19 protein-coding genes are annotated in these 17,709 nt (G+C 68.2%); 10 read left to right on the top strand and 9 right to left on the bottom strand.

What is annotated here, in order from left to right; translation table 11 throughout:
* Nucleotides 1-5: 5 nt before the first annotated feature.
* Together ACZ54P_RS30485 and ACZ54P_RS30480 are read right to left on the bottom strand one after the other, a co-directional pair.
* A complete protein-coding gene (locus ACZ54P_RS30485) occupies nucleotides 6-323 on the bottom strand; it encodes a sporulation protein (RefSeq protein ID WP_465465036.1) in 318 nt (105 codons plus the stop codon).
* A 120-nt stretch (nucleotides 324-443) separates the two neighbouring features.
* The gene (locus tag ACZ54P_RS30480; RefSeq protein WP_465465035.1) at nucleotides 444-1,103 is read right to left on the bottom strand and encodes a GntR family transcriptional regulator; all 660 of its coding nucleotides are present in this window, start codon (nucleotides 1,101-1,103) and stop codon (nucleotides 444-446) included.
* A 102-nt stretch (nucleotides 1,104-1,205) separates the two neighbouring features.
* On the opposite strand from ACZ54P_RS30480, the gene ACZ54P_RS30475 reads away from it, so the two are divergent.
* Nucleotides 1,206-2,006, top strand: a complete 801-nt coding sequence (locus tag ACZ54P_RS30475) for a carbon-nitrogen hydrolase family protein (RefSeq protein ID WP_465465034.1) — start codon at nucleotides 1,206-1,208, stop codon at nucleotides 2,004-2,006.
* A 109-nt stretch (nucleotides 2,007-2,115) separates the two neighbouring features.
* Here the strand turns inward: ACZ54P_RS30475 and ACZ54P_RS30470 are convergent, their stop codons facing one another.
* From ACZ54P_RS30470 to ACZ54P_RS30460, 3 genes are all read right to left on the bottom strand, one after another.
* Complete coding sequence (locus tag ACZ54P_RS30470) at nucleotides 2,116-3,453, bottom strand: alpha/beta hydrolase family protein (RefSeq protein ID WP_465465033.1); 1,338 nt, start codon at nucleotides 3,451-3,453, stop codon at nucleotides 2,116-2,118.
* The gene (locus ACZ54P_RS30465) at nucleotides 3,450-4,055 is read right to left on the bottom strand and encodes a penicillin acylase family protein (RefSeq protein ID WP_465465032.1); all 606 of its coding nucleotides are present in this window, start codon (nucleotides 4,053-4,055) and stop codon (nucleotides 3,450-3,452) included. Before ACZ54P_RS30465 ends, ACZ54P_RS30470 begins: the two co-directional genes overlap by 4 nt.
* Nucleotides 4,056-4,154: 99 nt before the next feature.
* Nucleotides 4,155-4,727 (bottom strand): ArsR/SmtB family transcription factor, encoded by a 573-nt coding sequence (locus tag ACZ54P_RS30460; RefSeq protein ID WP_465465031.1) that lies wholly within the window; start codon nucleotides 4,725-4,727, stop codon nucleotides 4,155-4,157.
* A 250-nt stretch (nucleotides 4,728-4,977) separates the two neighbouring features.
* Here ACZ54P_RS30460 and ACZ54P_RS30455 point away from each other — a divergent pair, with 250 nt between their 5' ends.
* Together ACZ54P_RS30455 and ACZ54P_RS30450 are read left to right on the top strand one after the other, a co-directional pair.
* A complete protein-coding gene (locus ACZ54P_RS30455; RefSeq protein WP_465465030.1) occupies nucleotides 4,978-6,183 on the top strand; it encodes a lytic transglycosylase domain-containing protein in 1,206 nt (401 codons plus the stop codon).
* A 76-nt stretch (nucleotides 6,184-6,259) separates the two neighbouring features.
* The gene (locus ACZ54P_RS30450) at nucleotides 6,260-6,688 is read left to right on the top strand and encodes a pyridoxamine 5'-phosphate oxidase family protein (protein WP_465465029.1); all 429 of its coding nucleotides are present in this window, start codon (nucleotides 6,260-6,262) and stop codon (nucleotides 6,686-6,688) included.
* A 67-nt stretch (nucleotides 6,689-6,755) separates the two neighbouring features.
* Here ACZ54P_RS30450 and gcl read toward each other — a convergent pair whose 3' ends face one another.
* Genes gcl through ACZ54P_RS30435 form a run of 3 tightly spaced genes read right to left on the bottom strand, consistent with a single transcriptional unit; the run spans nucleotide 6,756 to nucleotide 10,165 of the window.
* Nucleotides 6,756-8,450, bottom strand: a complete 1,695-nt coding sequence (gene gcl, locus ACZ54P_RS30445; protein ID WP_465465028.1) for a glyoxylate carboligase — start codon at nucleotides 8,448-8,450, stop codon at nucleotides 6,756-6,758.
* Nucleotides 8,451-8,453: 3 nt separating this feature from the next.
* Nucleotides 8,454-9,341, bottom strand: coding sequence for a 2-hydroxy-3-oxopropionate reductase (locus ACZ54P_RS30440; RefSeq protein WP_465465027.1), 888 nt, complete (start codon nucleotides 9,339-9,341; stop codon nucleotides 8,454-8,456).
* Nucleotides 9,338-10,165, bottom strand: coding sequence for a hydroxypyruvate isomerase family protein (locus ACZ54P_RS30435; protein WP_465465026.1), 828 nt, complete (start codon nucleotides 10,163-10,165; stop codon nucleotides 9,338-9,340). The genes ACZ54P_RS30440 and ACZ54P_RS30435 overlap by 4 nt, the downstream gene beginning before the upstream one ends.
* Before the next feature lie 158 nt (nucleotides 10,166-10,323).
* On the opposite strand from ACZ54P_RS30435, the gene ACZ54P_RS30430 reads away from it, so the two are divergent.
* From ACZ54P_RS30430 to ACZ54P_RS30415, 4 genes are all read left to right on the top strand, one after another.
* A complete protein-coding gene (locus tag ACZ54P_RS30430; protein WP_465465025.1) occupies nucleotides 10,324-11,478 on the top strand; it encodes an epoxide hydrolase family protein in 1,155 nt (384 codons plus the stop codon).
* Between the two features lie 45 nt (nucleotides 11,479-11,523).
* A complete protein-coding gene (locus ACZ54P_RS30425; protein WP_465465024.1) occupies nucleotides 11,524-12,339 on the top strand; it encodes a MerR family transcriptional regulator in 816 nt (271 codons plus the stop codon).
* An 825-nt stretch (nucleotides 12,340-13,164) separates the two neighbouring features.
* Nucleotides 13,165-13,731 (top strand): GNAT family N-acetyltransferase, encoded by a 567-nt coding sequence (locus ACZ54P_RS30420; protein WP_465465023.1) that lies wholly within the window; start codon nucleotides 13,165-13,167, stop codon nucleotides 13,729-13,731.
* Nucleotides 13,728-14,354, top strand: coding sequence for a LysE family translocator (locus tag ACZ54P_RS30415; RefSeq protein WP_465465022.1), 627 nt, complete (start codon nucleotides 13,728-13,730; stop codon nucleotides 14,352-14,354). The genes ACZ54P_RS30420 and ACZ54P_RS30415 overlap by 4 nt, the downstream gene beginning before the upstream one ends.
* A gap of 19 nt (nucleotides 14,355-14,373) precedes the next feature.
* On the opposite strand, the gene ACZ54P_RS30410 is transcribed toward ACZ54P_RS30415, so the two are convergent.
* Nucleotides 14,374-15,432 carry a cobalamin-independent methionine synthase II family protein gene (locus ACZ54P_RS30410; protein ID WP_465465021.1) on the bottom strand — a complete coding sequence of 353 codons (1,059 nt, stop codon included), beginning with the start codon at nucleotides 15,430-15,432 and terminating at the stop codon, nucleotides 14,374-14,376.
* A 244-nt stretch (nucleotides 15,433-15,676) separates the two neighbouring features.
* On the opposite strand from ACZ54P_RS30410, the gene ACZ54P_RS30405 reads away from it, so the two are divergent.
* From ACZ54P_RS30405 to ACZ54P_RS30395, 3 genes are read left to right on the top strand one after another with little or no spacing between them, the layout of a single operon-like run.
* Nucleotides 15,677-15,943 (top strand): DUF3040 domain-containing protein, encoded by a 267-nt coding sequence (locus ACZ54P_RS30405; RefSeq protein ID WP_465465020.1) that lies wholly within the window; start codon nucleotides 15,677-15,679, stop codon nucleotides 15,941-15,943.
* A 60-nt stretch (nucleotides 15,944-16,003) separates the two neighbouring features.
* On the top strand, nucleotides 16,004-16,429 hold the full coding sequence (locus ACZ54P_RS30400; RefSeq protein ID WP_465465019.1) for a YciI family protein: 426 nt from the start codon (nucleotides 16,004-16,006) through the stop codon (nucleotides 16,427-16,429).
* Between the two features lie 9 nt (nucleotides 16,430-16,438).
* Complete coding sequence (locus ACZ54P_RS30395; protein WP_465465018.1) at nucleotides 16,439-17,491, top strand: DNA polymerase IV; 1,053 nt, start codon at nucleotides 16,439-16,441, stop codon at nucleotides 17,489-17,491.
* Nucleotides 17,492-17,709: the final 218 nt, after the last annotated feature.

Genomic DNA, 17,709 nt, shown 5'->3' with positions numbered 1-17,709 from the left:
GGGCGTCAAGCTTTCCGCCGCCAGGCCCTGTGAATTGTCGCGACCATGACGGCGAATACGGCGCCAAAGAAAGTGATGTCCACGGCGGGCACCCAGCGCACGTCGCCGCCCTTGAGCACGTACGCGCCGACAGGGCGCGCGGCCAGGATGAAACCGCCGCCCTCGCCTTCCTTGTCCTGTTCGGTGCCGTGCCCGCCACCGCCACCGCCGATGACGCTCGCGGCGGGGATCACCACCACGCCGTCGCGCTCCACCGGCTCGCCGTAGACGCGGCGGGCGGTGAGGATGTCGCGCATGGTGCCGGCGACCTTTTCGAGTCCCATTCAGGCCCCCAGCCTGTCCAGTTCCAGCGCGATCACGCCGTGCGAGAGGTTCCCGCGCCCTGTCCGGATCCATCGAACCAGAAAGCCGTCCCGCGGCGTCGTGGGCGATGTCATGAGGGGTCAGCCTTCCTGCGGCAGTACCGACATGACTTCGGACACCGGGCGCAGGTGCTCTTCCAGTAACCGCGACGCCTCTTTCGCGTCGTGGGCGTTCAAGGCAGCGACCAATTCCCGGTGTTCCTCGTTGATCACCGTCAGCCTCTCCGGCCGGGCCTCCAGCGCGCGGACCGTGACGCGTTGCTGCCGTGAGCGGAGGGTGTCGTACAGCTCGGTCAGGACGGAGTTGCCCGCGGCGTTCACGATGGCGCGATGGAACCGGCGGTCGAAGCCGGAAACGGCGAACCAGTCGCGTTCGTTCCCGGCGTTCACCATCGCTTCGATGAGTTCCGGCAGTTCGGCGGGCGCCCCGGCGCGATTCGCGCAGAGCGCCGCGATCGCGTGGCCTTCGATCAGCCGCCTGCTCTGGTAGACCTCTTCCAGCTCGCGCGCGGTGACCGTGCGCACCTGGGCGCCCTTGCGCGGCAAGAGACTGATGAACCGTTCGGCGGCCAGCCGGTGGAACGCCTCGCGCACCGGGGTCCGCGAAACGCCGATCTCGCCGGAAACCCACATTTCGTCGAGGAAGCGGCCGCCTTCCAGGGCGCCCGAGATGATTCCGTCGCGCAGCCACGTGTAGACCCGCTCGCGTGCCGGGCCGCCCCCTTCGGCGGTCACAGTCATCTCGTCCCCCTCCAAGCCGTCACTTTCCGCGACGGAGCCTACACCTGGACCACTCAAGTATCCATCATGTATACAAGAGTCCCACCTATCGGAAGGGGTCCCATGGTGCACGTCGCGGTGGCGCAGTTCGCGCCCGGCAACGACAAACAGGCCAACCTCGCACGCGTCGCCTCCCTCGTCGGTGAAGCGGCCGACCGCGGGGCGCGGGTGGTCGTGCTGCCCGAGTACTCGTTGTTCACCGTACCGACGATGAGCCGGGAGTTCGTGACCTCGGCCGAAGAACTCGACGGCCCGTTCGTCACCGAACTGCGCGGCCTCGCGAAGGAGCGGCAGATCACCGTCGTCGCGGGCATCAACGAAGCGCTCCCCGAGGGAGACCGGATCTCGAACACGCTGGTCGCGGCCGGTCCCGACGGGGCGATCGCCGCGCTCTACCGCAAATTGCACCTGTACGACGCCTTCGGTTTCCACGAGTCGGAACTGGTGCGGCCCGGCGACATCGAAGCGCCGGAGACCTTCGAGGCCGACGGCTTCGTCTTCGGTCTGCAGACCTGTTACGACCTGCGATTCCCGGAGGTCACCCGGCGGCTGGTCGACGCGGGCGCGGACGCGGTACTGCTGCCGGCGGAATGGATGCCCGGCCCGCTCAAGGAGGACCACTGGACCACGCTGGTCCGGGCGCGGGCGATCGAGAACACGAGCTATCTGGTCGCGGCGGGGCAGGCGGCGCCGACCGGGTCGGGGCACAGCATGATCGTCGACCCGATGGGCGTCGTGCTCGCCTCCGTCGGCGAGCGCACGGGAACCGCCGCCGCCGAGCTTTCGGCCGAGCGTGTTTCCGAAGTCCGCGCCAAGAACCCGGCGCTGGAACTGCGCCGGTTCGTCGTCACCCCGAAGTCCTGAGTATCTTCTCCAGGCGGAGGTCCGTTCGTGAAGACACGCCCTCGGGCGTGGTGACGCGGCTTCCGTTCGCCTGGGTGCCGGGTGGCCGCCCGGCACCCAGGCTCTCGGCTCACGGCACGAGCAGTCCCCAGTGGACGGCCCACGGGACGAACGCGACGGCTCCGGCCAGCAGCAGCCCGACTCGCACTCCCCTGGCCTCCTTGCGCCGCCACCACGAAACCGCGGTCACCACCCCGGCGATCACGACGCCGACCGCGATCAGCTGCAACGTGAGCCAGGGCAGCGTCCGTCCGAAAAGGACGGGACCCGGTGCCATCGCCGCCCCCATCGTCAAGGCGACGTAGTAAACGAGGAATCCCGCTGTGGCGAGCAAGCCGGTCGACGCCAGCCAGCGGGCGGGGCGGGCGAACGGCACGACGTCCTTACGGCGGCGGAACAACGCCGTCACCGGATAGGCCGCGAACGCCAGCAACGCCAGCGCCCACACCGCGATCTGCGCCCACGGCACCTCGTACCAGGCCAGCGGTGCCAGTGCGACACTCTCGCTCGCCTGCACCGGCGGCGGATCCGCGGACGGCTGGACGGTTCCGTCCTTCAATCCGGTCACCCAGGCCCCGACGAGATCGAGGTAGCCGGGAGCGAACCCGTCGAGCTTGTCGAAGCCATCGGTCGTCGGCCGGAGAGCGTGCTGGGCCCGGGGAAACACCTTCAGCGTGTACTGCCGGTTTCCCGTTCGCTCCAGCGTTTCCCGGAAGATCCGCACGGCCTCGCCGGGTGGGGTGAGCCGGTCCAGCTCACCCCACAACCCGAGCACCGGTTGCCGCACCTTCTCCAGCACCGGCACCGGGTCGTACCCTGCCTCGGGGAACACACCGGCGCCCGCGAGAGTCCGCATGTTCGTCGACGCGACCATGTCCACCATCGAGCCGGTGACCCCGCCTCGCCGCAGGTAGGTCTCGAAGGCCCAGGACTGCTGGCGGTCGGGTGAGACGCCGTTCGCCCCGACCGTGACCGCGAAAGCGACGTCCTTCGACTTCGACGCCGCCAACGGCGCGACCCAGCCGCCCTCGCTCAACCCCCACACGCCGACGCGGGCCGGATCCACGCCCGGAGACGACCGCAGGGCCTGCACCGCGGCGAGCGCGTCGTCGGCCAGGACCGAGTAATCCCGCTCGAACAGCGAATAGCCTTCGGTACGCTTGTCGTAGATCAGCGTCGCGATGCCCGCTTTGGCGAACGCCTCGGCCTCGGGGCGGTAGTCGTCCCGGTCGTGTTCGCCCGAGCCGTGCACCATGACGATCCCCGGTGCCGGACCGTCGCCTTCCGCCGCCACAATCGTTCCGCGCAAGGTGACGCCGTGGCTGGTGAACGAGACGTCGCCGGCGGGAGCGTCGGCGGGCGCCGGCGACGAAACCGCCATGACGGCCGCGAGCAGCGCGGCGATCATCGCCTGCTCACCCGGACCACCTCGAGCGACGGCGACGCGAGAATGTCGCTCTCGCAGTACCGTTCGGTGACCCACCGCTTGCGCGAGTACAGCTCCGTCTGGTCGCTGTGGTGCGCGCCCCGGCACGCCGGATCGGTGATCTCGCCGTCGCGCAGGTATTTGTTGACGCCCTCGACGTACCCGCGGATCAGTTCGCGGACCTCGCGGTGCAGACCGCGCGGCGCCGGCTCGGCCAGCATCCGCTCGACGGCACCGCTTTCGTTGAGCCCCTGGAAATACAGATCGCCGGCGAGGTTCGTACTCGCCTGGCTCACGCCGCTCGTCGGGGCCGTGTCCGGGCCGAGCCGGCGGGAACGCTGAGCGCGGGTGGTGAGCGCGACGTCCGCTATCGCGCAGATGTTGTCCTTGGCCGCGGCGTACCCCTGCCCGAAGCCCAGGTTCACGTAGTCGCTCGCGACGATATGCGGGATGCCGTACTCGGTGTAGCGGATGGTGGCGTCCGCGCGGGATAGTCCATCCGGCGGTTGCGCGGCCGTCGCGGTCCCCGCCGCGAGCAGGCTCATCGCGGTACCGACGGCCGCGATTCTCTTCCAGAGCAGCATGCTGCTCCCCCTTTACCTGTGAAGTCGTTCGTGAAGACACGCCGTCCGGCGTGGTGACGCGATCAGAGGTGGTCGAGTGGCCGCTCTCCCACCTGCTCTTCAGTCCCCCTCCTTCCCGTCCGGATCCGGGAACGCGATCCAGCGCACGAACACCTTCCGCGCGTCCGGGCCGGGCTCCGGCCGCCAATAGCGGCGCAGCAGCTCCATGTACTCCTCCCAAAACTGCTTGAGCTCCTCGATGTCCACGTGCACCGCGCCACGGGAGAACACCAGCGCGTCACCCCATTCACCCAGCTCACCGCGACGTTCGAGGAAACGCGCCAGCTGTTCGAGGTCTTCGGTGAACGCGGCACGCTGCGTCTCGTCGAACACCGCGCGCATCTCTTCGCTCTGCTCGCTGTGCCGGGGCCAGCGGATGTCGCGCGGCCTCGCGCGCCACCAGCGTTCCTTGCCGTGCGCGAGTTCCGGTGCCTCCTCGACGAAGTGGTACTTCGCCAGTTCCCGCAGGTGGTAGCTGGTCGCGCCCGAGCTCTCCCCCAGTTCCTTGGCCAGCTTCGTCGCTGTCGCCGGCCCTCGGCCCAGCGCTTCCATGATCCGTCTGCGCAACGGATGCATCACCGCCTTGAGCACGGCGGGGTCGGCGATCTCTTCGGGTGGCGGTGGGCCGGTCATGGCACCAAGGTAGCCATGCAAAGAAGATTGTGCAAAGGAATCTTTGCACGCGGTTCAGACCAGTCGCGTGGAGCGGCCGAGGATTCTGCTGGCACTTCGGTGAACTCAGCGTGAAATTGACAACTTCACTACCAAGGTCTTGTGCCGGGCGGACGAAATCCCGGCAGGCTCGCAGGTTTTTCGTTGTGTCTTCCCCGAAATTCGGTTGCATCCGATAGTTTTGCCCGGAGTCGACCTAGCGGGAGAGAACATGCCGAAGCACCGCCCTCGACAGCCGGACAGGTTGTCCGCCCGGCACCGGACGGCCTTCGCGCTCGCCGGTGGCGCACTCGCCGTCCTGCCCGCGGTCACCGCGTCGGCCGGTCCCGACACCCCGATCGCGGCGGCGAAGGAAACCGCACCGCGGAATCAGGCGGCGCAGTGGCAGCCGCCCGCCGGGGTCGTCCCGGAGATCGCGGTCGACGGCAGCCTCCCCGAGCCGCCCCATCCGGATCCGCTGACCGTCCCCGGCGGCACCGGCAACGTCGGCGGCTCGTTCGCGCCGTCGGGTGCGCTCGGCATCCCCGCCAGCATGATGAAGGCCTACCGCAACGCTGCGGACATCCTCGCGAAGGAACTGCCGGGCTGCCACATCGACTGGGCGCTCATCGCCAGCATCGGCCGGATCGAATCGAACCACGCGCGCGGCGGCTACGTCGACGCCAAGGGCGACACCCTCGAACCCATCCGAGGCCCGCAGCTCAACGGCGCCGGGCCCTTCGCCGCGATCCCCGACACCGACGGCGGCAAGTACGACGGCGACACGGTCTGGGATCGCGCCGTCGGCCCGACGCAGTTCATCCCGTCCACGTGGAAGGGCTACGCCTCCGACGGCAACGGCGACGGCGAATCGAATCCGAACAACATCTACGACGCCACCCTGGGTTCGGGCCGGTACCTCTGCTCCGGCGGAGTCGACTTGACCTCCGAGCAGACCCAGCGCGTCGCGGTGTACCGCTACAACCACTCGCTGTCCTATGTGGACACCGTGATCCGGTGGGCGGTCACCTATCGCGGCGGTGTCGCCACATTCCCGGACAGCCAGGTCCCCGTCGGCGCCCCCGACTCCCAGGACGTCGCCGCCGGCACGCCCGGCGGTCAGGTTCCGGTGCCGACCCTGCCCGGCACTCCCCCGCCCGGCACGACCACGCCGCCGCCGTCCACGCCGCCCGGTCCGTCGCTACCGCCGAGCAGCAGCGTGCCGCCGAGCAGCTCCTCGCCGTCGAAGCCGAGCAGCACGCCGCCTTCGTCGACGCCACCGTCGTCGAACCCGCCCACTTCGACCCCGCCTCCGAGCACCCCGCCGTCGTCGACGCCTCCGCCGTCGAGCACCACGACCACGCCGCCGCCTGCCTCCACCCCGGCGGGCAACACCGGCGACGCGACCCCCACCAGCTCCGCTTCGCCCACGCCGTAACGCGCCCGGAATGTCCTGAACGTGTCCCGCGTTACCTTCTCTCGTAGATCATTAAGCCGAGAGAAGTGAGACACGGATGTCGTCGATGGTCATGACCGCCGAAGAACGGGAAGCCTTCCTGAGCGAGGTGCACATCGGGGTCCTGGCGGTGGAACGGGAAGGACGGGCGCCGCTGGCCGTACCGGTCTGGTACGACTACGAGCCCGGCGGGGAACTCCTGATCTGGATGGACGGCGGGTCGGTCAAGGACAAGGCCATCAAGAAGGCGGGCAGGCTCAGCCTGGCCACCCAGACCGAGACCTGGCCGTACAAGTACGTGACCGTCGAGGGTCCGGTCATCGCCAACGACGCACCCCCGACCCGCGAGCAGGCACTGAAGATCGCGCAGCGCTACCTCCCCGGCGACGAAGGCGCGAAGTACGTCGACGGCGCGCTCAGCGACAAGTCCGTGCTGGTCCGGGTCCGGCCGGAGAAGTGGCTGAGCAACGACCAGTCCAAGGCGTAGCACCGGATGAGATGAACGGGACTTTCCTCTCGTTTTCTGCGATGAAAGTCCCGTTCATCTCACGCTCTCATCCCGCGATCGGCTCGAACTCGACCACACTGTCGAGCGCCTTGCCCATCGCGGCGTTCCCTTCGCGTTCGATCATGATCTCCACCAGTACCGGTCGCGAAGTCCGCTCGGCCTCCTCGCGTGCCCATTCCAGCGACGCCCGGATCTCGCCCGGCTCGGTCACCCGGGTGCCGGAGCAGCCGTAGGCCTCCATAACCTTCACGTTGTCCGTGCCGATCTTGTCGTAGTGGATGTCGACCTCGAAGTTCATCTCGTAGCCGGTTTCGGCCTGCCGGATGAGCCCGAGGTACTCGTTGTTCAGCATGATCAGCACGAACCCGACGTCGTACTGCGCGGCCACCGCCAGCTCCTCGACCAGGAACTGGAACGAGTAGTCCCCGACGACGCCGACCACTTCGGCCTCCGGCTTCGCCTTCTTGACCCCGATCGCCGCCGGGATCTCCCAGCCGAGCGGGCCTGCCTGGCCGCACACCTGGTAGTGGCGGGGCTTGTGCGCGCGCTGGAACTGCCCGGACCAGATCTGGTAGAGCCCGATCGCGGTGACGAAGTAGGCGTCCTCGCCGTAGAACTCGTTGATCTCCTTGAACACCCGCGGTGCCTTGATCGGTGTGTCGTCGAAGTCCTCCCGCCGCGGCAGGCTCTTCTTGAGTTCGCCGATCCGCCGCGGCCACGCCCGATCCCGCGCCGGAGAACGTTTCGACGCCGCTTCGATCAGCGCGTCCAGGAACGCGCCCGTGTCGGACACGATCCCGAGATCCGGCCCGAACACCTTGCCCAGCTGCGTGGGTTCGATGTCGACGTGGATGAATTTCCGGCTGCCGCGGTAGACCTCCAGCTCACCGGTGTGCCGGTCACCGAAGCGGGCACCCAGCGCGAGCACCAGATCCGCTTCGAGGAAGGCCGCGTTCGCCCACCGCTGCGACGTCTGGACACCCGCCATCCCGGCGAACAGTTCGTGGTCCTCGGGGAAGGTCCCCTTGCCCATCAACGTCACGCCGACCGGGACGCCGAGCAGTTCGGCCGCGGTCCGCAGCCGGTCGCTCGCGCCGCCGAGGACCACGCCACCACCGGCGAGGATCAGCGGCCGTTTCGCGGCGAGCAGCAGATCGAGTGCCCGCTCCACCCTGGCGGGCGACGGCGTCACCGTGGTGACCGGCAGCGGCGAATCGATGCTGGAGTCCCATTCGATCTCCTGCCGCTGGACGTCGATCGGCAGATCGATCAGCACCGGCCCGGGGCGGTGCGACCGGGCGATGCGGAACGCCTCCCGGAACACCCACGGCAGCTGCGCCGCCTCCTTGACCTGGACCGCCCATTTGGTCACCGGCTTGGCGATTTCGACGATGTCGACGGCCTGGAACGCCTCGGTGTGCAGCTTGCGCGAATCGGCCTGCCCGGTGATGCACAGGATCGGGATCGAGTCGGCCTGCGCGGTATAGAGCCCGGTGATCATGTTCGTCCCGGCAGGCCCGGAGGTGCCGATCGCGACACCGACGTTGCCGGTGGTCCTCGCCCACCCGTCGGCCATATGGGTCGCGCCCTCTTCGTGGCGCACGATCAGATGCTCGATGCCGCTGCCCTGCATCGCGTGGTACAGCGGAAGGATCGCGGCGCCGGGACAGCCGAACGCGGTGTCGACGCCCTCACTGACCAGGACGTCGACGACGGCCTGCATGGCGGGGATTCTGGGCATGCCTCACTCCTTGCTTTCCGCGCCGGACAGCGTTTCGACGACCTTCAACAGAGCGGAATGATCGAGCGAGCCGTGTCCCATCGCCCTTCCGGCGGCGACGAGCTGGGCGACCAGCCCGGTGAGCGGCAGCGCGACCTCGGCCTGCCTCGCGGCCGCGAGCGCGATACCCATGTCCTTGTGGTGCAGGTCGATCCGGAACCCCGGCGCGAATTCCCGCGCCACCATGGACTTCCGCTTGAGTTCGAGGATCCGGCTGCCCGCCAGGCCGCCCGCGAGCAGGTCGAGCCCGACCCCTGCGTCCACCCCGGACGCTTCGAGCAGCACGATCGCCTCGGCGATCAGCCCGTAGGTCCCGCCGACCACCAGCTGGTTGGCCGCTTTGACGACCTGACCGGCACCGTGCGGTCCCACGTGGACGATCGTCTTGCCGACGGCCTCCAGTATCGGGAGCGCGGCCGCGAAGTCCTCTTCCGCACCACCGACCATAATGGACAGTGACGCTTGCCGGGCGCCCGCTTCACCACCCGAGACAGGCGCGTCCAGCACCCGGATCTCCCGTTCGCCCGCCCGTTCGGCCACCTCGATGGAGGTCTCCGGCCGGATCGTGCTCATGTCGATCAGCAGGGTCCCCGGTTTCGCCGATTCCAGCACCCCGCCAGCCGCCAGCACGACGGCCTCGACCTGAGGGTGGTCCGGCAGCATGGTGATGACGACTTCCGCGCCCGAGACCGCGTCCGTCACCCCGCTCGCCGCCCGGCCGCCCGCCGCTTCCAGCCTCGCGAGCGCGTCGGCGTTCGTGTCGAAGCCGCTCACGTCGTGCCCGGCCGCGGCGAGATGCCCCGCCATCGGCCCGCCCATGATCCCCAGCCCGATGAATCCCAGCTTGGTCATGCCAGTCCCCTTCGTTCGAAAGGCAGCCACGACAGCGACTCCGCGCTCGGCCCGTTGGGCTTGTACTCCACGCCGACCTGCCCGCGGTAGCCCGCCGTCTGCAGCTTTTCCAGGTATCCCTCGATGTCCAGCGTTCCGGTCCCCGGCTGGTGCCGCCCTGGGGCGTCGGCGATCTGCACATGGCCGATCCGTCCGGTGTGGACGGACACGACCCGGTCGAGGTCGTCACCGTTGACCGCCAGGTGATACAGGTCGGCCAGCAGCTTCACGTTGTCCCGCCCGAGTTCGTCGAGCACCTTCAGTACTTCGGCCGCGGTCTTGAGCGGGTACTTCTCCGCTCCCGACAACGGCTCCAGGACGATCTCCGCACCGATCCGCGCGGCGGCGTCCGAGGCGAGCGCCAGGTTCTCCCGGCCGAGCTTGTCCTGCTCGGCGGGATCGGCGCCGTCGACGCGGTTGCCGTAGAGCGCGTTGAACCGGCGACAGCCGAGCCGCTCGCCGAGCTCGATCGCGGAAGCGATGCCGTGCGCGAACTCGTCCTCCCGGCCGGTCCAGGTGACCAGGCCACGATCGCCGCCGGCCATGTCACCGGGGAAGAAGTTCAGCCCGGTCACCGCGACCCCCGCCTTCTCGACCGACGCCACGAACGCGTCGACCTCGGTGGCGTCCGGTACCGCCGTCTCGAACGGCCACCAGTACTCGACCGCGGTGAACCCCGCCGCCCGCGCCGCCTCCGCGCGCGCCAAGAGCGGCAACTCGGTAAAGACCATCGACAGGTTCAGCACATAGGGCAACGCATGACGGGAACCGGCAAGATCAGCCATCGAAACCTCTGCAATTTCGCTATGCGGAAATTTTCTTTCGTATATCGAGAATAGCTCGCTGACCTGGCCGCGGTCAACGGGCAGCGCGGGAGCGAGGGCGCCGAACGTCCGGGCGGAAGTCCACGAATTGTCGGACCCTGTCGTTACCGTCGACCGCCATGGACACGACGCCCTTCCGAGCCCGGGTCCCGGAGGCCGAACTCGAAGACCTCCGCGACCGGCTCCGCCGCACCCGCTGGCCCGAGGACGAGACCGTCGACGACTGGTCGCAAGGGGTTCCCGCCGCCTACCTGCGTGAACTCTGCGCGTACTGGGCGGAGACCTACGACTGGCGTGCCGCGGAGTCCCGGCTCAACGCGATTCCCCAATTCCGGACCGAGATCGACGGCCTCGGCATCCACTACCTGCACGCCCGCTCCCCGCATCCCGGCGCGCTGCCGCTGATCCTCACGCACGGCTGGCCGGGTTCGGTCTTCGAGTTCCTCGACGTACTCGGCCCGCTCACCGATCCGGTCGCCCACGGCGGCGACGCGGCCGACGCCTTCCACGTCGTCGTCCCGTCCCTGCCCGGTTACGGCTTCAGTGACAAACCGGCCGGGACAGGCTGGTCGATCCAGCGCATCGCCGACGCGTGGATCCGCCTCATGACAGGCCTCGGCTACGAACGCTTCGGCGCGCAAGGCGGAGACTGGGGTACGAGCATCACCACGCTCATGGGACGGACGGCTCCCGAGCGCCTCGCCGGGATCCACCTCAACCCGCCGCTCGCCGCACCGGATCCGGCGACCTTCGACGACCTGACCGAGTTCGAGCGGAAGTCCCTCGACGATCTCGAACGCGCCAAAGCGGACGGTTCCGGTTACGCGAACCAGCAGGCGACCCGGCCACAGACGATCGGCTACGCGCTGACCGACTCGCCAGTGGCACTCTGCGCATGGATCCTCGAAAAGTTCCAGGCGTGGACGGATTGCGACGGCCATCCGGAGAACGCGCTGAGCCGCGACGCCATGCTCGACGACATCACGCTCTACTGGCTGACCGGCACCGGCGCCTCGTCGGCCCGGTTGTACTGGGAGAGTTTCGCCGAGGTCTCGAGCTGGTTCTCCGACTCCACTGTGGACACGATCACCGTGCCGACAGGATGTTCGATCTTCCCGCGCGAGACCCCGCGCCCATCCCGCCGTTGGGCCGAGCGCCGGTTCACCGATATCCGGTACTGGAACGAACTCAAGCGAGGCGGCCACTTCGCGGCCTTCGAACAGCCGGGCGTTTTCACCGAGGAGGTGCGGTCGTTCTTCCGGCTCGTGCGCTGATCGCTTGACTGTGACACCGTGTCAGGCTGTCTGGTGGGAGGCGTCATGTTCGGTATCGGAGACTTCGCCAAACACGGCCGGGTATCGGTCCGGATGCTGCGTCACTACGACGCCATCGGGCTGCTGCGACCAGCTCACGTCGACCCGTTCAGCGGCTACCGGTCCTACACCGGCGACCAGCTGGCGCGGCTCAACCGGGTGGTCGCGCTTAAGGATCTCGGGTTCACGCTCACCCAGGTGCAAGAGATCCTCGACGCCCGGATCGGCGTGGACGAGCTGCGCGGGATGTTGCGGCTCCGGCGGGCCGAACTCGAAGCGGCGATCGCGGCCGACGAGGCGCGGCTCAAGGCCGTCGAGGCGAGGCTCCGGTCGATCGAAAGCGAGGGAACCATGCCTTCCGAAGACGTCGTAGTCAAAAGCCTGCCCGCGGTACGGGTCGCCGAGCTGACCGGGACGGCACGCGGATACGTCAACGAGGAGATCGCGCCGGTGGTGCAGCGGCTGTACAAGGAGCTGTTCGGCGCGCTCGGCCCGATCACCCCCTCAGGCCCGTTGATCGCCTACTACGAAGATGAATCCGCCGGAGAAAAGGTGCTGATCCACGCCGCGGTCCCGATCTCGACCGAGACGAACGGAAGTGAAGGGTTCTCGACGGTGAACCTCGCCGAAGTCCCGACCGCGGCGACGATTCTGCACCGGGGTTCGATGGAGACCGTGCTCCCCAGCTACCAGGCGCTGGCGAGATGGGTCGACGCCCACGGGTACCGCGCGAGCGGGCCGGCGCGGGAGTTCTACCTCGAATGCCCGGACGACGGCGACAGGTGGGTCACCGAGCTGCAGCAGCCGATCACCAAGGACTGAAGGCTCGGCAAACTCCGGCCGGTCACGAGTTCCGGCTGGCTCCGAGCGGGAAGATTCCGGACGTTCAACGTCCGAAACCTTCCCCGCTCACCCACATAGGCATCCAGATTGCCAAAGACCGACGATGAAGGAATCGGGACACTCAACGTCCCGATTCCTTCATCGTCGCGACCTCACCACATCCCGGCCAAGATCGACCACTCTTCACTGTCCACAAGGGACACTTCTCACGACCGCAGCGCCCGTTTCAGGCGGTTTGCGCGGTTTCGCGAGAGGGTCGTGAGTGATTTGGGTCGTTCTAACCCTCATTAGCACTCACGACCCCACGCAGAAGCGGACAGGTAGTCGCGAATCGGACACTCGATGACCGGAGGACGTCCTCTGTGGACACTCAGTGCACGACAGGCTCCCGTCACCAGCCCAGACCCACCCTTTGACCTCTGTCGTCAGCGCCGCGCCCGCGACGATCACCACCTCAAGCGTGGCGCTCATGACCCCCGAAGCCGTGCGGAACACCCGTAGTGCCACCACTCAAGCCCCGGCCAGGAAATCGAGCACTGCGGCGCGGAATGCGTCCGGCGCCTCCAGCCACGGCACGTGGCCGACCCATCCGGGCGAGGGTGTGCGGACCGCGCGGGTCCGATCGTCCGGAACCGCGCACCGAGATCGAGAGTGCCTAACATGTCCCCCTGGCCAGGGCCGCTGTGACAGCACAGGATCGGTTCGCCCTGACCCGTCACCAGGTCCAGAGCTCACGGACGTCGTCGGCGACCATCCCGCGATTATCCGGTAGGCGCGATCGCCGTCGTTGGTTATCTTCCGCGCATGACGACCTACACGCCGCAGCAGCGGACGGCTACGCTCGCCGACGCGCCGGCCATCGCGGCACTGATGCGGGCTTCGGTCCTGGAGTTGTTCCCCCGGTTCTACGACGAGCGGCAGACCGCGAGCGCGGCGGAGCACATCGCGCACCTCGATCTTCGCTTGATCGAGGACGGCACCTACTTCGTGCACGAGGCGGATGGCGAGATCGTCGCCTGCGGGGGTTGGAGCAGGCGCAAAAAGATGCACGCCGGCGCCGGTGACGCGGCGGACGACGACCGCCCGCTCGACCCGGCGACCGAACCGGCGCGGGTTCGCGCCATGTTCGTCCGCGGCGACTGGACCCGGCGGGGGCTCGGGCGCGCGATCCTCGAATCGTGCCGCCGCGCGGCGAAAGCCGAGGGGTTCACGTCGCTGACGCTGACCGCGACCATGCCCGGTGTCCCGCTGTACCGGGCGTTCGGCTTCACCGAGGTCGAGCGGGTGACGGTGACGACACCGGACGGTGTCGACGTCCCTGGCGCTGTCATGGTCCGGGACATCGACCGGCCGGATAGCATCGGCGGATGATCTCCGGGGCCACCGCACTCTCGTTCGTCTTGGTCTGCCTGCTCGGCGCGATGGCGCCCGGTCCGGATTTCCTGGTGGTGACCCGCAGCGCGATCCTCGGCGGGCGCAAGGCCGGGATCGCCGCCGGACTCGGTATCGCGCTCGGCGTCTTCGTCTGGGTGGTCGCGATCGCGCTCGGTGTCGCGGCGATTCTCACCGCGTCGGCGATCGCCTTCACCGTGGTGAAGCTGATCGGCGCCGCCTACCTGGTCTTCCTCGGCGTCAAAGCCTGGCTGGCGGTGCGCCGCGGCGACTACAGCGAACTCAAGGACAAGGTGACGCCGGTCGTCGCGCCGAGGGCGGCGTTCCGGCACGGACTGCTCACCAATCTGCTCAACCCGAAGGTCGCGGTGTTCTTCCTCGCCCTGCTCCCCCAGTTCCTCCCGCACACGGCCTCGACAACGCAGACCCTGCAGCTGGCGATGCTGGCCACCGCGGTGGCCCTCGTGTGGACCTTCGTCCTGGCCACACTGGTCGGTTCGCTGCGGAGGTTCTTCTCCACCGGCCGGGTGCGGCGAGCGATGGACGCGGTGATGGGCACCTTGCTCGTCGGGCTCGGGATCAGGGTCGCCGTCCAGAGCTGAAGGTGCCCATCACGCCCGGCTACAGGGATTCCGCGGCGAGACGCGTGCCCTCGACACGAGCGGCGATCTTGGCGAACGCGATCTCCCGCGACGTCGACGTGTCGTCGGCGAACGGCGAGAAACCACAGTCGTCACAAGTGCCCAGCCGGTCGAACGGGATGAACCGCGCCGCCTGAAGAACCCGGTCGCGGACCTCCTCGGCGGTCTCGACGCGGGGGTCGATCGGGTCGGTTACGCCGACGAAGATCCGCTGCTCCGGCCGGGAGTGCTCGGCGATCACACGCAGCGCTCGCTCGGGATCCGCCTCGCTGGCCAGCTGCACGTAGACGTTGCCCACCTTCAGCTGGAACAACGTCGGCAGCAGTTCGGCGTAGTCGACGTCGAGGCTGTGCACCGAGTCCTGATCCCCGCCGGGGCAGGTGTGCACGCCGATCTTCTTGCGCTCCTCCTCGGAAAAGCGCTCCAGCACGGCGTTGTTCAGATCCACAAAGGACTTCAACAGCCCACCGGACGGGTCGAGCTTCAGCGACAGCCTGCCTTCGGTGAAGTCGATCTGGACGCTGTCCGCGCCCGCGTCGAGACTGCCGCGGATATCCGCTTCCGCTTCGTTCACCAGGTCGGTGATGAACTGTTCTTTGCCATATCCGGCCAATTCCTCACCCGGATAGACGAGCCCGATTGCCGAAGCCGCGATCACCGCCTGCTTGACCGGCTTGGTCGCGTATTTCTTGGCCTGGCGCAGATAAGAGGCGGCGTGGGTCTGGTAGCGGAACGGGCCGGCGGTGAGCCGCGGAAGCTGTCGGGTGTGCCCGTCGGCGAAGGGGATGACGACGCCGTCCGGCGCGAGCGAAGTCAGCCCCGCCAAGGGATACGTGGCGAAACTCGGCTTGCCTTGTTCGCCATCGGTGATGACCGGCGAACCGGTCTCCTCCAACCGCTCGATGGTCTCCATGAGGGCCTTTTCCGTCACCTCGCCGAGCCCGTCGGCGTCCAGCCGCCCGGCCGCGTGCTCACCGAGCGCTTCGAGGAGATACGCCGGGCGGGGAATACTGCCGATCGGTTCGGTGGGTATCGTCATCGTGCGCTTTCCTCCCAGGTGAAAACCGCCTGCGGTCGTGATCACGCAAACTACCCATCATCCCCTTCGTTGAGGATCTTTCTTCGTGCGGAGACCCCGAATGGCCCAGCACGGTCCAGTCGAACGCACCATTCGCCGGACGTATAGGCCGTTATACGAAATCCGGGTGAAATTCAATGCTTATCCCGCCTTGGTCCTGGGTATTCCCCCGTTGTCGAGCGGGCGCGCGCCGAAGGAGCAACCGATGCTGAGCCATCACGATCGGCAGGAATTGGAGAAGATCGAGCGCTGGTTCGAACTGACCGAGCCCGCGCTCGCCGCTCGGCTCCGGTCCGGCAAGCCCGCCCCGCCTCCCCTCCTCCGCCTGGCGGTCGTGCTGAGCATCGATGTGACCGCCGGACTGCTGATGCTGCTGGGCTTGGTGACGAACAGCCCGGCCCTGCTGCTGATCGGGATGATCACCGTGACCGCGGCCGTGATCGTTCACCTGTCCCGGTTCGGGCGCGACTGACCGTCTTCCCGTACGCCGGTAGAGTCCGGGCGATACGTCCGATTCACTGGGAGGAAGACCATGCGGTTCATGATCATCATCAAGGCTGACGAAGATTCCGAGGCCGGGAAGATGCCGCCGATGGAGGCCTTGACCGCCATGGCGAAGTTCAACCAGGAGATGCTCGACGCCGGGGTGCTGGTGGGCGGCGAAGGTCTGCAGGAAAGCTCGAAGGGCGCGCGGGTCACCCTCAGCGCCGCGGGAGCCACCGTCACCGACGGCCCGTTCACCGAAGCCAAAGAACTCGTCGGCGGCTTCTGGATCGTCGACGTCCCGTCGCGCGCCGAAGCGATCGAGTGGGCGAAGCGCTGCCCCACTCCCCCGCACGGCGACACCGTGCTGGAGATCCGCAAGATCCTCGAAGCCGAGGACTTCGGCGAGGACTTCACGCCGGAACTTCAGGAGAACGAGCAGCGCATGCGCGACGAGATCGCCGAACGGTCCTAAGCTCGCCGTATGGCCGTCCGGGAGTGGGTGCTCCATGTCGACCTCGACCAGTTCATCGCTGCTGTCGAGGTCGCCCGGCGGCCTGAGCTGCGCGGGAAGCCCGTGGTCGTCGGTGGCAACGGTGATCCGACCGAACGGGCCGTGGTGGCGACGGCGTCGTACGAAGCGCGAGAGTTCGGCATCCAGTCCGGGATGCCGTTGCGGACCGCGGCGAAACGCTGCCCCGAGGCGATCTTCCTCGCCACGGACGCCCCCGCCTACCAAGAGGTCTCCGACCGGGTGATGGCGACGCTGCGGGAATTCCCGGTGGTGGTCGAGGTACTCGGCTGGGACGAGGCGTTCCTCGGCGCCGCCACCGACGATCCCGAAGCCCTCGCCGCCGACATCCGGCGGGTGGTCGCCGACGAGACCGGGCTGTCCTGCTCGGTCGGCGTCGGGGACAACAAGCTGCGGGCCAAACTCGCCACCGGGTTCGCGAAACCGGCCGGGATCTTCCGGCTCGTCCGGGAGAACTGGTGGGACGTCATGGCCGAAAGGCCGACGGATGCGCTGTGGGGCATCGGCGCCAAAACCACGAAGAAGCTCGCGGCGGCCGGTTACCACACCGTGCTGGACCTGGCGGGCGCCGACGCGGCCGACCTCGCCGCCCGGTTCGGGCCGAAGCTGGGCCCGTGGTACCGAATCCTCGCCGGCGGAATCGGCGACGCAGAAGTCACCGCGACGCCGTACGTGGCCCGGTCCCGCAGTCGTGAGACCACGTTCCAGCAGAACCTGACCGACCCCGAGGCCATGGCCACCGAGGTCGTCGCGCTGGCGAAACGCGTTGCCCAGGACGTCGCGGACGAAGGCAGGCCCGTCGCGCGGGTCGCGGTCAAGGTGCGGTTCGCGCCGTTCCTGACCCACACCCACAGCGTGACCCTGCCCGCACCCACCGCGGACCCGGGTGAGATCGAGAAGGCGGCGCTGGCCGTGCTCGACATGTTCGACCTCGGCAGACCGGTCCGCCTGCTGGGTGTCCGCGCCGAATTCTCCGCGGCGGCGGCGCGATCCGCGTCGCCTTGACAGCGCTCGCGGCGCTTTGCCATCCTGGTTTCGGGCCGAGAGGCGCTGCGACGGAATTCTTCCGCCACGCTCGGCCCGCCGTGACAGACGTAAGGGCGCCTCCCATCGCGGAGGTGTCCTTTTTGCGTTGTAACACTTTTCCGGCTGCCGCCGTCTTCGAGGCCGCACGCTGACCTCCCGCGCTGACTCCGTTCTTCCCGCCATCGGCGAGAAGAACC

This window comes from Amycolatopsis sp. NPDC034160, assembly GCF_055575355.1.
Note: the sequence above shows the minus strand (reverse complement) of the source record. Positions and strands in the feature narration are given on the sequence as shown.

What these genes read in the sequence shown, in the direction of transcription:
- ACZ54P_RS30485 (WP_465465036.1), bottom strand. Translation starts at nt 323, where the DNA reads ATGGGACTCGAAAAGGTCGCCGGCACCATGCGCGACATCCTCACCGCC.
- ACZ54P_RS30480 (WP_465465035.1), bottom strand. Translation starts at nt 1,103, where the DNA reads ATGACTGTGACCGCCGAAGGGGGCGGCCCGGCACGCGAGCGGGTCTAC.
- ACZ54P_RS30475 (WP_465465034.1), top strand. Translation starts at nt 1,206, where the DNA reads ATGGTGCACGTCGCGGTGGCGCAGTTCGCGCCCGGCAACGACAAACAG.
- ACZ54P_RS30470 (WP_465465033.1), bottom strand. Translation starts at nt 3,453, where the DNA reads ATGATCGCCGCGCTGCTCGCGGCCGTCATGGCGGTTTCGTCGCCGGCG.
- ACZ54P_RS30465 (WP_465465032.1), bottom strand. Translation starts at nt 4,055, where the DNA reads ATGCTGCTCTGGAAGAGAATCGCGGCCGTCGGTACCGCGATGAGCCTG.
- ACZ54P_RS30460 (WP_465465031.1), bottom strand. Translation starts at nt 4,727, where the DNA reads ATGACCGGCCCACCGCCACCCGAAGAGATCGCCGACCCCGCCGTGCTC.
- ACZ54P_RS30455 (WP_465465030.1), top strand. Translation starts at nt 4,978, where the DNA reads ATGCCGAAGCACCGCCCTCGACAGCCGGACAGGTTGTCCGCCCGGCAC.
- ACZ54P_RS30450 (WP_465465029.1), top strand. Translation starts at nt 6,260, where the DNA reads ATGTCGTCGATGGTCATGACCGCCGAAGAACGGGAAGCCTTCCTGAGC.
- gcl (WP_465465028.1), bottom strand. Translation starts at nt 8,450, where the DNA reads ATGCCCAGAATCCCCGCCATGCAGGCCGTCGTCGACGTCCTGGTCAGT.
- ACZ54P_RS30440 (WP_465465027.1), bottom strand. Translation starts at nt 9,341, where the DNA reads ATGACCAAGCTGGGATTCATCGGGCTGGGGATCATGGGCGGGCCGATG.
- ACZ54P_RS30435 (WP_465465026.1), bottom strand. Translation starts at nt 10,165, where the DNA reads ATGGCTGATCTTGCCGGTTCCCGTCATGCGTTGCCCTATGTGCTGAAC.
- ACZ54P_RS30430 (WP_465465025.1), top strand. Translation starts at nt 10,324, where the DNA reads ATGGACACGACGCCCTTCCGAGCCCGGGTCCCGGAGGCCGAACTCGAA.
- ACZ54P_RS30425 (WP_465465024.1), top strand. Translation starts at nt 11,524, where the DNA reads ATGTTCGGTATCGGAGACTTCGCCAAACACGGCCGGGTATCGGTCCGG.
- ACZ54P_RS30420 (WP_465465023.1), top strand. Translation starts at nt 13,165, where the DNA reads ATGACGACCTACACGCCGCAGCAGCGGACGGCTACGCTCGCCGACGCG.
- ACZ54P_RS30415 (WP_465465022.1), top strand. Translation starts at nt 13,728, where the DNA reads ATGATCTCCGGGGCCACCGCACTCTCGTTCGTCTTGGTCTGCCTGCTC.
- ACZ54P_RS30410 (WP_465465021.1), bottom strand. Translation starts at nt 15,432, where the DNA reads ATGACGATACCCACCGAACCGATCGGCAGTATTCCCCGCCCGGCGTAT.
- ACZ54P_RS30405 (WP_465465020.1), top strand. Translation starts at nt 15,677, where the DNA reads ATGCTGAGCCATCACGATCGGCAGGAATTGGAGAAGATCGAGCGCTGG.
- ACZ54P_RS30400 (WP_465465019.1), top strand. Translation starts at nt 16,004, where the DNA reads ATGCGGTTCATGATCATCATCAAGGCTGACGAAGATTCCGAGGCCGGG.
- ACZ54P_RS30395 (WP_465465018.1), top strand. Translation starts at nt 16,439, where the DNA reads ATGGCCGTCCGGGAGTGGGTGCTCCATGTCGACCTCGACCAGTTCATC.